This is a genomic window from Streptomyces sp. NBC_00872 (assembly GCF_045161915.1).
Classification (GTDB): Bacteria; Actinomycetota; Actinomycetes; order Streptomycetales; family Streptomycetaceae; genus Streptomyces.
This window is the reverse complement of sequence record NZ_CP108806.1, coordinates 2,545,590-2,558,187: the sequence shown is the minus strand read 5'-3', so window position 1 is coordinate 2,558,187 and position 12,598 is coordinate 2,545,590. Positions and strand designations below refer to the sequence as shown.

11 protein-coding genes and 1 pseudogene are annotated in these 12,598 nt (G+C 71.1%); 4 read left to right on the top strand and 8 right to left on the bottom strand.

Features of this window, described 5'->3' with window-relative positions; genetic code table 11:
* Positions 1 to 5 precede the first annotated feature (5 nt).
* Both OG214_RS10805 and OG214_RS10800 read left to right on the top strand, forming a co-directional pair.
* Positions 6 to 1,094: an ABC transporter ATP-binding protein gene (locus OG214_RS10805; RefSeq protein WP_405987469.1), complete on the top strand. Its 1,089-nt coding sequence runs from the start codon at positions 6 to 8 to the stop codon at positions 1,092 to 1,094.
* 220 nt (positions 1,095 to 1,314) lie between these two features.
* Positions 1,315 to 3,045, top strand: coding sequence for a hypothetical protein (locus tag OG214_RS10800; RefSeq protein WP_405984625.1), 1,731 nt, complete (start codon positions 1,315 to 1,317; stop codon positions 3,043 to 3,045).
* A gap of 73 nt (positions 3,046 to 3,118) precedes the next feature.
* Here OG214_RS10800 and OG214_RS10795 read toward each other — a convergent pair whose 3' ends face one another.
* The 4 genes from OG214_RS10795 to OG214_RS10780 form a co-directional block, all read right to left on the bottom strand.
* Positions 3,119 to 4,267 (bottom strand): hypothetical protein, encoded by a 1,149-nt coding sequence (locus OG214_RS10795; RefSeq protein ID WP_405984624.1) that lies wholly within the window; start codon positions 4,265 to 4,267, stop codon positions 3,119 to 3,121.
* A complete protein-coding gene (locus OG214_RS10790) occupies positions 4,249 to 4,977 on the bottom strand; it encodes an ATP-binding cassette domain-containing protein (protein ID WP_363084045.1) in 729 nt (242 codons plus the stop codon). The genes OG214_RS10795 and OG214_RS10790 overlap by 19 nt, the downstream gene beginning before the upstream one ends.
* A gap of 243 nt (positions 4,978 to 5,220) precedes the next feature.
* Positions 5,221 to 6,600, bottom strand: a complete 1,380-nt coding sequence (locus OG214_RS10785; RefSeq protein WP_363084044.1) for an aspartate aminotransferase family protein — start codon at positions 6,598 to 6,600, stop codon at positions 5,221 to 5,223.
* Positions 6,585 to 7,100, bottom strand: coding sequence for an Lrp/AsnC family transcriptional regulator (locus OG214_RS10780; RefSeq protein WP_363084043.1), 516 nt, complete (start codon positions 7,098 to 7,100; stop codon positions 6,585 to 6,587). The genes OG214_RS10785 and OG214_RS10780 overlap by 16 nt, the downstream gene beginning before the upstream one ends.
* Before the next feature lie 194 nt (positions 7,101 to 7,294).
* Here OG214_RS10780 and OG214_RS10775 point away from each other — a divergent pair, with 194 nt between their 5' ends.
* Positions 7,295 to 8,734, top strand: coding sequence for a gamma-aminobutyraldehyde dehydrogenase (locus OG214_RS10775; protein ID WP_363084049.1), 1,440 nt, complete (start codon positions 7,295 to 7,297; stop codon positions 8,732 to 8,734).
* A gap of 139 nt (positions 8,735 to 8,873) precedes the next feature.
* Here OG214_RS10775 and OG214_RS10770 read toward each other — a convergent pair.
* The 3 genes and pseudogenes from OG214_RS10770 to OG214_RS10760 all read right to left on the bottom strand — a co-directional run bounded on the left by OG214_RS10770 (position 8,874) and on the right by OG214_RS10760 (position 11,116).
* Positions 8,874 to 9,214 (bottom strand): annotated as a pseudogene (locus OG214_RS10770) (SAM-dependent methyltransferase).
* Between the two features lie 166 nt (positions 9,215 to 9,380).
* Complete coding sequence (locus OG214_RS10765; RefSeq protein ID WP_363083382.1) at positions 9,381 to 10,085, bottom strand: glycerophosphodiester phosphodiesterase; 705 nt, start codon at positions 10,083 to 10,085, stop codon at positions 9,381 to 9,383.
* 5 nt (positions 10,086 to 10,090) lie between these two features.
* Positions 10,091 to 11,116, bottom strand: coding sequence for an adenosine deaminase (locus OG214_RS10760; RefSeq protein ID WP_363083381.1), 1,026 nt, complete (start codon positions 11,114 to 11,116; stop codon positions 10,091 to 10,093).
* Positions 11,117 to 11,290: 174 nt separating this feature from the next.
* Here OG214_RS10760 and OG214_RS10755 point away from each other — a divergent pair, with 174 nt between their 5' ends.
* Positions 11,291 to 11,971, top strand: a complete 681-nt coding sequence (locus OG214_RS10755; protein ID WP_405984623.1) for a DUF4190 domain-containing protein — start codon at positions 11,291 to 11,293, stop codon at positions 11,969 to 11,971.
* A gap of 44 nt (positions 11,972 to 12,015) precedes the next feature.
* On the opposite strand, the gene OG214_RS10750 is transcribed toward OG214_RS10755, so the two are convergent.
* Positions 12,016 to 12,588 (bottom strand): NADAR family protein, encoded by a 573-nt coding sequence (locus tag OG214_RS10750; protein ID WP_405984622.1) that lies wholly within the window; start codon positions 12,586 to 12,588, stop codon positions 12,016 to 12,018.
* Between the last annotated feature and the right edge of the window lie 10 nt (positions 12,589 to 12,598).

The following is a 12,598-nucleotide window of genomic DNA, read 5'->3' as shown; positions in this document are numbered from 1 at the left end:
TGGCCCTGCTGACCCTGTCGGACGTCACCGTGCGGTTCGGTGACCGTACCGCGCTCGACGCGGTCGATCTGGAGATCGCCGAACACGAGACCGTGTGTGTGCTGGGGCCGAGCGGAAGCGGCAAGTCGACACTGCTGCGGGTGATCGCCGGACTGACCCCACCGGACGGCGGACGGGTCCTGCTGGACGGCGCCGACCAGTCGGGGGTGCCCGTGCACCGGCGCGGGGTCGGGCTGATGTTCCAGGACCATCAGCTCTTCCCGCAGCGGGACGTGGGCGGCAATGTCGCCTTCGGGCTGCGGATGCGCGGTGCCCCGCGCGGTGAACGGACAAGCCGGGTGGCGGAGTTGCTCGACCTCGTCGGGCTGCCGGGCGCGGAGCGGCGGGCCGTCGCCGCACTGTCCGGCGGTGAACAGCAGCGGGTCGCGCTGGCGCGGGCGCTCGCCCCACGGCCACGGCTGCTGATGCTGGACGAGCCGCTCGGACAGCTCGACCGGAGTCTGCGCGAACGGCTCGTGGTCGAACTGCGCGGTCTCTTCGGACGGTTGGGTACGACCGTGCTCGCCGTCACCCATGACCAGGGCGAGGCGTTCGCGCTCGCCGACCGGGTCGTGGTGATGCGGGACGGGCGCGTCGCCCAGACCGGTACACCGGTGGAGGTCTGGCAGCGGCCCGCCTCGGCGTTCGTGGCGCGCTTCCTCGGTTTCGACAATGTCGTGGACGCCACGGTGAGCGGCGGGACCGCCGATACGGTCTGGGGAAGGATCCCGGTGCCCGAGGGGTCGGCGCGGGGAGAGCGGTCGGTGCTGGTGCGGCCGGCCGGGATACGGCTGGTCGAGCCCGCCGGCGGACTGCGCTGCACGGTCCAGGCGCGTACGTTCCGGGGCAGCCGGGTCGCGGTGCTGCTGCGGCCCGACGGGCCCTCCGGCGGCGGACCGGTCCTTGAGGCCGAGTGCGGGCTTAGGGACGCGCCGCACGAGGGGGCGACGGTGGGGGTGGTGTTCGCCGCGGAGGATGTGGTGGTGCTGCCCGACAGGGACACGGAGCTCCAACGGCCGGCCAGCGGCGGGCCGTCGTACGGCGGGGCACTGTGACGCGCCAGCAGCGGCACCGGCGCTAGCAGCGGCACCGGCGCTAGCAGCGGCACCGCACGCGCCCGCTTCCGCCTCCGCTGCCGATGAGCCGACGGGCTTTCCGGGTGCGGCGACCGCGTGTCGAGTAGCGTGGTCGCTCCGTGCCAGGACGGTCCGGAGCACCCTCAGTGGCCCGCTCCATCCGCTGAGGGGGGAAGGCATCGAACCGCAGCAGAACGTCATGGCCGAGGACACGGCGGCCGAGAGCCCCGGCGCCGAGTCGCCCGCGCGGATATCCGGCCGTCCCGGACGTGACCGACAGGGCCTGGCGGCCGGGCTGATACCCGCCGCGGCGGCCTTCGCCCTCGGGATGTGGGGCATCACGCGCGAGGGCACGATGTGGCGCGACGAGTCCGTCACCTATCAGGTGGCGCACCGGGGTCTCCCCGAGATCTGGCGGCTGCTGCGTCACGCCGACGCCGTACACGGGCTCTACTACTTCTTCATGCACGCCCTGTACGGGGTCTGGGACGGGGGCCTGCTCACGCTTCGGATCCCCTCCGTGCTCTCCATAGCGGTGGCGGCGGCCTTCGTCGGGCTCATCGGCCGCCGGCTGGCGGGGGTACGGGCGGGAGTACTCAGCGGTACGGTCTTCGCCCTCGTTCCGGACATCCAGATGTACGCGCAGGAAGGGCGCTCCTACGCGATGGTGTGCGCGCTGGTCGCGTGTTCCACGTACCTTCTGGTCCGGTCGCTCGACTCGTCGTCAGGAATGTGCTGGACGCTCTACGCGCTGGTGAACCTGACGGCGGTCTGGCTGCATGAATTCGCCGTCCTCGCGCTGCTCGCGCACGGTGTCTCGGTGGCGGTCACCCGTCCCGGGCCGAGGAACGGACGGTCCTGGTCCATCGCCGCCGCCGTCGCCTTCGTCGGATCCCTCCCGCTGATCCTGTTCAGCATGGGCCAGTCCGACCAGGTCTCCTGGATCGGCTGGCCCAAGGCGGCGGAGTGGGGAGAGATCGCGGGGTGGACCCTCGTCTCCCTGGCCGCCGCCGGATATCTGGGCAGAGGCAAGGCCAGGAGCGGTGGCAACGGCCCTAGCGGCAACGGCCGTAGCGGGAGCGGGAACAGGGGCGAGGGCAGGGGCTCAGGAAATACCGCCGTGCGGCGCGTGGGACTTCCCCTCGCCGTGCTCCCGACCGCCGTTCTGCTGCTCGGCTCCCTCCACGAGCCCATGTACGTCGACCGGTACGCGCTCTTCACCAATGTGGGCATCGCGCTGCTGCTCGGCACCGCGCTGGACCGGCTGTCGGCGCCGGACCGGCTGTCGGCGCCGGACCGGCTGTCGGCGCCGAGCCGGCGGACCGGCACCGATGGCGGTCACGGCACCGCCGTCGCGCAACGCCCCACCGCTCATGTCGCCGCCATGGCCGGTGTGTTCGCCGTACTCGCGCTCGTTCTCGTCCCGGTCAGCTCGCAGTTGCGGAAGCCCGAGAGCCGCAAGGACGATCTGACGGCCATAGCGAAGGCGGTCGAAGAGGTCTCCGCCGACGGGGACGGGGTGATCTTCACCCCCGCGCGGCGCCGTGAATGGAAACTCTCCGCCACCGGCCGGTTCGACGCCCTGGACGATCTGGCCCTCGAAGAGACCCCGGCGGTGTCGGGTTCTCTCCAGGGCGAGGAGATGTCCGCCGCGCGCGTCCGCGCCCGGATGCTGTCCGCGCCGCGCATCGTGGTGCTGAGCGATCCGCCGGGGGAGCCCGAGGACGCCGTGGCGCGGGAAGCGATGAAGCGCGCGGTTCTCCGTACGTACTTCCACGTATGCGCGCGGGAGCGGGTCCGGGGAGCGCAGATCACGCTGTACGCCCAGTCGGTCCGAGCGTGCGACGACGGACCCGCGCCCGCGGGGACACCCACACGGACACCCGCGTCGGCACCCGCGCCGGTACCGACGCGGAGGAACACGGTGTGAGAACGGCCGCGGGGCCGGGGAGTCGTTCCCCGGCCCCGCACACTCCCGGACGGAGTGCCTATGTCGTCCGTGCCTATGTCGTCAGGGGGACCGCCGCCAGGGCAGCCACCATCCAGGTCAGGGGCGCGAAGATCGCCAGGACCGCGGTCGCCCGCACCGCCGCCGCCGTACGCAGCAGCCCGGCGTGGGCGCCCAGGTGATGAAGGGTCGTGGTGGTGGGGAGCCGGGCCTGCCGGGTCTCCACGGCGGCCGTCAGCAGCGTGGCCGCCGCACAGCCGATGACCAGGGCCGCGCCGAGGCTGGTGAGCGGGCCGAAGGGAGTCTCGTCACCGGGCCCGTAGAGGGAGTTGGCGGCGAACACGCCCGAGAGCACCGCGCACAGGACGCCCAGCGGACGCCCGATCCCTTGGGCCTCGGCCATCAGGGTGCGGCCCGCCAGCAGACGGATCGCGCCGGGGCGCAGGGTCTGGAGCAGCCGGCCGCAGAGATAGGTGATGCCGGGTCCGGCCAGGGCCAGTCCGACGGCCGTCAGCGACCAGCCCGCCAGAACACCGGCCGAACTTCCGTCGAAGCGGCCCGGCAGCGGCGGTGTGGAGCCGCCGCCGCCCCGGCTCGCGTAGGTCTCGATCGCCAGGCCCGCCGTGGTCAGGGCGACTCCCCACGGCAGTCCGGTCGGCGCGGGCGCCGGGTCCGTGCTCTCGGGGGGACGCGCGGTCCTGCGGGTGTGCCGCCGCATCACGAGCCCGGTCGCCGCCGTCGCGAACGTCGGCACGAGCGCCAGCAGGGTCAGCACCGCCGCCAGCGGGAGCGGCTGGTTCCTGGCGAGGAGGTCGGCGCCCTTGCCGTCGAGGGGCATCGCGCTCAGATCGCCCCGGAGATGCAGGAAGAAGAGCAGCGCCACCGCGCTGCCCAGGGTGCAGGAGACGGCGGTCGAGGTGGCGGCCAGCGTGGTCAGCCGGGCCGGGCCGAGGCCCACCGCCGACAGTCCGGTACGTGGCCGGGTGCCGGGATCGGTACGGGCCACCGCGACCGCGAACTGCACCGTCGCCGCCAGCGGGATCAGGCACCAGAGCAGCCGTGGCAGTGAGCCGACCGGATGGCTCATCGCCCAGCCGAGGGTGCACAGCAGCAGGAATCCGACCCCGGCGGACGCCGCGACGACCAGCAGCCGGCGCAGCAGGGCCAGGGGATGGGCGCCACGGCCTAGACGGAGAGCGAGCACGCGGCCTGACCTTCCGCCTCGGAGGGTCCCAGGGGGTCGACCCGGCGGCCGTCCATCAGCGAGACCGTGCGGTCCGCGAGGGTCGCGACCTCCTCGTCCAGGGTGGCCAGGACGACAGTGATGTTGTGCGAACGGGCCGCGGTGGTCAGCGTACGGATCACCTGGGCCCGGTCCGTACGGTGCAGCGGCGCCGTCGGCTCGTCGGCGAAGAGCACCGAGGGCGTGGTGACCAGGGCGCGGGCGACGGCGATCCGCTGCCGCTGGGCCTGGAGCAGGGCGTACGGACGCTTCCGGGCGCAGTCGCCGATGTCGAGGCGGTCCAGCCACTCCATCGCGGTGGTCTTGGCGGCGCGGTGCGAGGAGCCGCGCAGCAGCAGCGGCAGCGCCGCGTTCTCCCACGCGGTCAGCTCGGGCACCAGCGCGGGTTCGGGGTCGATCCAGCTGAAGCGGTCCCTGCGCAGCCGCTCGCGCAGCACCGCGCTCATGGTGTGGACGGGTGAGCTGTTGAACCAGACCTCGCCCTCCTGCGGGACGAGCTGACCCGACAGACAGCGCAGAAGAGTCGTTTTTCCGCTGCCGCGCGGGCCGTACACGGCGAGGATCTCGCCCTCGCTCACGCCGAGCGAGACACCGTCGAGCGCGGGCGATCCATTGTGGGAGCAGGTCAGGGAACGCGCCCAGAGCACGTCGTTGTCAGGCGGGGCCACCATGGCGTACACCTCGGTTCTGATCGGACTTACCTCCGCCGTCCGGGTGAACGAAGGCGGCGACGATCGGTCACAGGGCACGCTAAGTATTCGGAACGGGGTGAGCGGACAGCACACGGCCCGGGTGCCGCCCTTCTCACTCGAAAGGCGGTACCCGGGCCGTCATGCGGGTGGTCCGGTCGGTCGCGGCCCGGTCCACCGCGCCGCCGGAGCGTGGTACACGCCGCTCGGCCGGCGCGTGCGCCGTCAGAGCTTGGTCCAGGCCTCCGTCAGCACCGATCGGAGGATCCCCTCGATCTCGTCGAAGGTCGACCGGTCGGAGATCAGCGGCGGCGCGAGCTGGACGACCGGGTCGCCCCGGTCGTCGGCGCGGCAGTACAGCCCGTTCTCGTAGAGCTCCTTGGAGAGGAACCCGTACAGGACGCGCTCGGTCTCCTCGTCCGTGAACGTCTCCTTGGTCGCCTTGTCCTTGACCAGCTCGATGCCGTAGAAGAAGCCGTTGCCCCGCACATCGCCGACGATCGGCAGATCGTGCAGCTTCTTCAGGGTGTCGAAGAACGCGCCCTCGTTGTCGAGCACATGCTGGTTGAGACCCTCGCGCTCGAAGATGTCGAGGTTGGCGAGACCGACCGCGGCCGAGACCGGGTGGCCGCCGAACGTGTAGCCGTGCAGGAAGGTGTTGTCACCCTGGTAGAACGGTTCCGCGAGCCGGTCGGAGATGATGCAGGCGCCGATCGGGGAGTAGCCCGACGTCATGCCCTTGGCGCAGGTGATCATGTCCGGTACGTAGTCGAACTTGTCGCACGCGAACATCGTGCCGAGCCGGCCGAAGGCGCAGATGACCTCGTCCGAGACGAGCAGCACGTCGTACTGGTCGCAGATCTCGCGGACCCGCCGGAAGTATCCGGGCGGCGGCGGGAAACAGCCGCCCGCGTTCTGCACCGGCTCCAGGAAGACCGCCGCGACCGTCTCGGGGCCCTCGAAGAGGATCTGCTGCTCGATCTGGTCGGCGGCCCAGCGGCCGAAGGCCTCGGGGTCGTCGCCATAGATCGGCGCGCGGTAGATATTGGTGTTCGGGACCTTGTGCGCACCCGGGACGAGCGGCTCGAACGGCGCCTTCAGGGCCGGCAGACCCGTGATGGACAGGGCTCCCTGAGGCGTGCCGTGGTAGGCGACGGCACGTGAGATCACCTTGTACTTGGTCGGCTTGCCGGTCAGCTTGAAGTACTGCTTGGCGAGCTTCCAGGCGGTCTCGACCGCCTCACCGCCACCGGTGGTGAAGAAGACCTTGTTGAGGTCGCCGGGCGCGTAGTGGGCGAGCCGTTCGGCCAGCTCGACCGCCTTCGGGTGGGCGTAGGACCACACCGGGAAGAACGCCAGCTCCTGGCCCTGCTTGTAGGCGGTCTCGGCCAGCTCGTGGCGGCCGTGGCCGGCGTTCACCACGAACAGCCCGGAGAGGCCGTCGAGGTAGCGCTTGCCCTTGTCGTCGAAGATGTAGGTGCCCTCACCGCGCACGATGGTGGGCACGGGCGCGTTCTCGTAGGACGACATGCGGGTGAAGTGCATCCACAGGTGGTCGTACGCGGTTCTGGAGAGGTCCTTGCTCACGGCTATCGGGTTCCCCACATATAGGTCTGCTTCTTCAGTTTCAGATAGACGAAACTCTCGGTGGAGCGCACGCCGGGGAGCGCGCGGATCCTTCTGTTGATGACTTCCAGCAGGTGGTCGTCGTCCTCGCAGACGATTTCCACCATCAGGTCGAAGGAGCCCGCGGTCATCACCACGTACTCGCATTCGTCCATGGCCGTCAGGGCGTCCGCGACCGTCTCCATGTCGCCCTCGACATTGATCCCGACCATCGCCTGCCGTCGGAAGCCCACGGTGAGCGGGTCGGTCACGGCGACGATCTGCATCACGCCCTGATCGAGCAGCTTCTGGACCCGCTGGCGTACGGCCGCCTCGGAGAGACCGACGGCCTTGCCGATCGCCGCGTAGGGGCGCCGTCCGTCCTCCTGGAGCTGTTCGATGATGGCGAGAGAGACGGCATCGATCGACGACGACGATCCGTTCCCGGTCCTGGAACCGGACCCGGAGTCTGTTCTGGAGTCTGCGTTACGACTGGCCACGCGCCTCACTGTGCACTGCGACTCGTCCGTCCCGCAACCCTCCATCGATGATATTCGTTGTTGAAGGGCTTCTATCTCACCGAATCCGAAGTTCCCGGGGGGTTGACCTGTCGAAAGCGTCGGCCGACGGGCTAGGGTTGGGGTGTCTCACCCATCGGACATCCGAGCATGAGCGACCAGGAGGAGGGGTGGCAGTGACCACCGAGCTGCGCCGGCTGCGCAACTACATCAACGGGGAGTTCCGGGACGCCGCCGACGGGCGGACCATCGAGGTGGTCAACCCGGCCACGGGCGAGGTGTACGCCACCTCCCCGCTCTCGGGACAGGCCGATGTCGACGCCGCCATGGAGGCCGCCGCGGCCGCCTTCCCCGGCTGGCGCGACACCACTCCCGCGGAGCGCCAGAAGGTACTGCTCAAGATCGCGGACGCCATCGAGGAGCGCGCCGAGGAGCTGATCGCCGCCGAGTCCGAGAACACCGGCAAGCCGCTCGAACTCACCCGTACCGAAGAGATCCCGCCGATGGTGGACCAGATCCGCTTCTTCGCGGGCGCGGCCCGGATGCTCGAAGGCCGCTCGGCCGGCGAGTACATGGACGGCTTCACCTCGATCGTCCGCCGTGAGCCGGTCGGGGTCTGCGCCCAGGTCGCGCCCTGGAACTACCCGATGATGATGGCCGTCTGGAAGTTCGCGCCGGCCCTCGCCGCGGGGAACACCGTGGTGCTCAAGCCGTCGGACACCACCCCGGTCTCGACCCTGCTGATGGCGGAGATCATCGGCGCGATCGCGCCCAAGGGCGTCTTCAACGTCATCTGCGGCGACCGCGACAGCGGCCGGGCCATGGTCGAGCACCCGATCCCGGCGATGGCCTCGATCACCGGTTCCGTACGGGCGGGCACGCAGGTCGCCGAGTCCGCGGCCAAGGACGTCAAGCGGGTCCATCTGGAGCTGGGCGGCAAGGCTCCGGTCGTGGTGTTCGAGGACGTGGACATCGCCAAGTCCGTCGAGGACATCGCGGTGGCGGGCTACTTCAACGCGGGGCAGGACTGTACGGCCGCCACCCGCGTCCTGGTGCACGAGTCCATCCACGACGAGTTCGTGGCGGCGCTGGCGAAGGCCGCGGCGGAGACCAGGACGGGGGCCGCGGACGACGAGGACGTGCTGTACGGGCCGCTCAACAACGCGAACCAGCTCAAGCAGGTCTCCGGCTTCATCGAGCGCCTTCCCGCGCACGCCAAGGTCCAGGCGGGCGGCCACCAGGTCGGCGACAAGGGCTACTTCTACGCGCCGACCGTCGTCTCCGGACTCAAGCAGGACGACGAGATCATCCAGAACGAGGTTTTCGGCCCGGTCATCACCGTCCAGTCCTTCACGGATGAGGCGCAGGCACTGGAGTACGCGAACGGCGTCGAGTACGCGCTCGCCTCCTCGGTGTGGACGAAGGACCACGCGCGCGCGATGCGGATGTCGAAGGCACTGGACTTCGGGTGTGTGTGGATCAACACCCATATCCCGCTGGTCGCGGAGATGCCGCACGGCGGGTTCAAGAAGTCCGGCTACGGCAAGGACCTCTCGGCCTACGGCTTCGAGGACTACACGCGCATCAAGCACGTGATGACGTCGCTCGACGCCTGACGCGGACGCCTTACGCGGCACCCGACGACCGACGACCGACGACCGACGACCGGCGCCTGGGCGGGCGGCGGACAGCTTGTCCGCCGCCCGCCCCGTACGGCCCGCCCGTCCGTGACGGCCGGTACCGTTCTGGGCGCCGTCAGGGCTTGCGGGCCACCAGGCCGAACTGGGCGACCTCCGCCGTGACTTCCTCCTCGTCCGGGTCGGGACGCCGGCGCGCGCAGGAGACGATGCCCGGCTCCAGCAGCTCCAGGCCCGCCACGAACGACGCGATGTCGGCCCGGCAGCGCGCGGTGATCGGCGGTGTTGGACGATCCGGGACCCGGGGGCGATCCGCTGGGCCACCTCATGGGTGTTGTCGACCGTGGCCCGGCCGAGGAACGCCCGGTCCGCGCGCGCCACTTCGCGGATGCCCGGATACATGCCGGTGATCCGGTCACCGACCTCGCGGTCCACCAGATAGTTGTCCTTGCCGCCCAGCCAGTAGTTCTATACCCGGGCATTGTGGGCGATGCCGGAGCGTACGCGCTCCGCCATACGCCGGGGGCTCCGGTCGTCGGTCACTGCTGCTCCTTCTCCTCCATGTGCGCGGGCCGCTCCCTGCGCGCGGGCGACCGTCGGCAGGGCGTCCGGGCCGCGGGGCTCCCTAGCCGGTCAGGAGGGCGGACAGGACGTCGACGCGGTTGGTCGTGATCGAGTCGGCACCCCGGGCGATCAGCCGGCGCATACTGCGCCGCGTGTCGGCGGTCCAGGCCGAGACCAGCAGTCCGTCGCGGTGGTCGCGGTCGGCCAGCTCCCGGCTGATCAGCCCGAAGCGGTAGTTGAGCCAGCGCGGCCGGACCGCCGCGAGCAGCGTGGGGCGTGGCGGCGCGAGCGTCGTCCAGGTCATCGCGATCTCGGCGCCCGCGTCCGCGGCCCGGACGGCGAGCATGGTGCGCGCGCCCGCGCAGTAGTAGACCCGCTCGGCGGCTCCGCACTCGCGTACCGTACCCACGACCGTCCGCACCGACTCCGCCGTGGCGCCGGGGAGATCGATCATGAGCCGGGCCCCGTCCACCGCCATGAGCGTCTCCCGCAGGGTCGGCACCCCGCCGCCGGTCAGTTCGTCCAGCTCCCGGTGCGTGAGCTCCGCGAGGGGGCGGTCATGGCCCCAGAGCCGCTTCGGCGAGGAGTCGTGCAGCAGGACGGGCACCCCGTCGCGGGTGAGCCGTACGTCGATCTCGACGGCATGGGCCCCCCGCTCCAGCGCGGAGCGCACCGAGGGAAGGGTGTTCTCACGGATCCGGTAGGGATCGCCCCGGTGGCCCACGGCGACCACGGTACGCGCGGCTTCCTCGCCGTCGCCGGTCATCGTCGCTACCGCGCGAGCCACTTGGCGGTGTACGTGTCGATCTCCGTGGCGAGCCGCTCCTTGCCCGCCGTGTCGAGGAAGGACGCCTCCACCCCGTTCTTCGCGAGACCGGCGACTCCCCGCTCGTCCAGTCCGAGCAGCCGGGCGGCGACCGCGTACTCCTGGTTGAGGTCCGTGCCGAACATCGGCGGATCGTCGCTGTTGACCGTCACCAGCACACCGGCCGCGACCATCGCCTTGATCGGGTGCTCGTCGAGATCGGCGACCGCGCGGGTGGCGATGTTGGAGGTGGGGCACACCTCCAGCGGGATGCGGTGCTCGGCGAGATACGCGAGCAGCTCCGGGTCCTGGACGGAGCTGGTGCCATGGCCGATACGCTCCGCGCGCAGATCGCGCAGCGCGTCCCAGACGGTCTCGGGCCCGGTGGTCTCACCGGCGTGGGGTACGGAGTGGAGCCCGGCGTCGATGGCACGGTCGAAGTACGGCTTGAACTGGGGCCGGGGAACCCCGATCTCGGGGCCGCCGAGACCGAAGGCGATCAGGCCCTCAGGACGCAGGTCGACCGCGAGCCGGGCGGTCTCCTCGGCCGCCTTCAGCCCCGCCTCGCCGGGGATGTCGAAGCACCAGCGCAGGACGACGCCCAGCTCGCTCTCGGCGGCCTTCCTGGCGTCCTCGATGGCCTCCATGAAGGCCACCTCGTGAATGTCGCGGCTGGTCGAGCTGAACGGTGTGACGGTCAGCTCGGCGTAGCGGATGTTCTGCCGGGCCATGTCACGGGCGACCTCGAAGGTCAGCAGCCGGACGTCCTCGGGCGTACGGATCAGATCCACGACGGAGAGATAGACGTCGATGAAGTGCGCGAAGTCGGTGAAGGTGAAGTACTCGACGAGCGCCTCGGGGTCGGCGGGCACCTGGGAGTCCGGGTGCCGGGCGGCCAGTTCGGCCACGATACGGGGCGAGGCGGAGCCGACATGGTGGACATGCAGCTCGGCCTTGGGCAGCCCCGCGATGAAGGGGCGCAGATCGGTCATCGGGATCCTCCGGATGGTGGGGCGGGTGCCCGTGGTGAGGCTGGTGCGGTGTTCCGCGGGACGGTGGTCGCCCGCCCCCTGCCCGGGGCCGCCCGGGTCAGGGATCATCGTAGGCCGGGCCCGTTCCGCCCAGGGCGGAGGCCGTAGCATGACGGAACACGATGGGGGAGGCACATGTCTGACAAGAGCGAGCGGCCGTCCGGCGGCTACGAGCCGAGCGATCCCTGGGCTCCGCCGGAGCACAAGGCGCCGCTGGACGGTCCGGCGACGCACCAGGAACCGCCGCCGCACGGCGGAACCGTGCATGAGCAGCCCACGATCCTCGGGATACCCGGAGGCGAGCCCGGCGCCGTACCGCCACCGCCGACCGCCCCCGGCGGACCGGCCCAGCCGGCGCCCGGCCCGTACGGCTACCCCGGCGTCCCGCCGCAGCCGGCACCGGGCGCCCAGCAGTCGGCGACCCCCTACGGCGCCACACCGGGCTATGGCTACCCCGCCGCCGGATACCCGGGTTACGGCACCACCGGCTGGCAGCCGGGTCCGTCGAACGGCATGGGTGTCACCGCGCTGGTGCTGGGCATCATCGCCGTCGTCGCCTTCTGCTTCTGGGGCCTTGGCATCGTTGTCGGTGTCCTCGCGCTGATCTTCGGGATCGTCGGCCGCCGCAAGGCACGGCGGGGCGAGGCGACCAACGGCGGGATGGCGCTCGCGGGTATCGTCCTCGGCTCGATCGGCGCCCTGATCAGCGCCGCCTTCCTCGCCTTCCTGATCTGGGCGATCGCGAACGACGACAGCTTCGACACGACGGACACCGATCCGTTCGCCACCTCGCTCGTGGCCGGCACCCGCCACTGATCCCTGCCGGGCCCGGCCCGGCCGCTCCCGTCACCAGGCGTTCCTCACGCCGACCGGAGCCGCTCGCGCGCCTCCATCAGTGCGAACCCCAGCAGATTGAGCCCGCGCCAGCGGCCGGGATCCTGGGCGCGCTCATCGTCCGAGGCCAGTCCGATGCCCCAGATCCGGTCCATCGGGCTGGCCTCGACGAGTATCCGCTCGCCCGTGCCCAGCAGAAACGCCCGCAGCCCGGCATCCTGTCCGAACTTGTGGACGCTGCCCGCCACCACGATGCCGAAGCGCTCGCGCTGCCAGACGGCCTCGTCGAAGGCGCGCACCAGCCGCCCCGCCTCCTTGGCGAGCGCCGGATTCGCCGCGCCGACGGCCGCGCGCTCCGCCTGCTCGTCCCCGAAGAGCCGGGCCTTGCCCGCCATCATCCAGTGCTCGGCCGTCGCGTACTCCACCCCGTCGACCGTGAAGGGCGAGGGCCACCACTGGCTGAGACAGCTCGCGCCCAGCGTGCCGTCCGCCCGCGGGGTGTGCCCCCAGAAGCACAGATACTTGATCTTCTCGCCGCGCTCCGCCCGCTCGACCAGCCCGGCCGCCGTACGGACCACGCTCCCCCGTTGATTCACCATGCACGCGAGT

Coding starts and splice junctions, on each gene's coding strand:
- OG214_RS10765 (WP_363083382.1), bottom strand. CDS start 10,085: ATGACCGGCGACGGCGAGGAAGCCGCGCGTACCGTGGTCGCCGTGGGC.
- OG214_RS10750 (WP_405984622.1), bottom strand. CDS start 12,588: ATGGTGAATCAACGGGGGAGCGTGGTCCGTACGGCGGCCGGGCTGGTC.
- OG214_RS10760 (WP_363083381.1), bottom strand. CDS start 11,116: ATGACCGATCTGCGCCCCTTCATCGCGGGGCTGCCCAAGGCCGAGCTG.
- OG214_RS10800 (WP_405984625.1), top strand. CDS start 1,315: ATGGCCGAGGACACGGCGGCCGAGAGCCCCGGCGCCGAGTCGCCCGCG.
- OG214_RS10755 (WP_405984623.1), top strand. CDS start 11,291: ATGTCTGACAAGAGCGAGCGGCCGTCCGGCGGCTACGAGCCGAGCGAT.
- OG214_RS10790 (WP_363084045.1), bottom strand. CDS start 4,977: ATGGTGGCCCCGCCTGACAACGACGTGCTCTGGGCGCGTTCCCTGACC.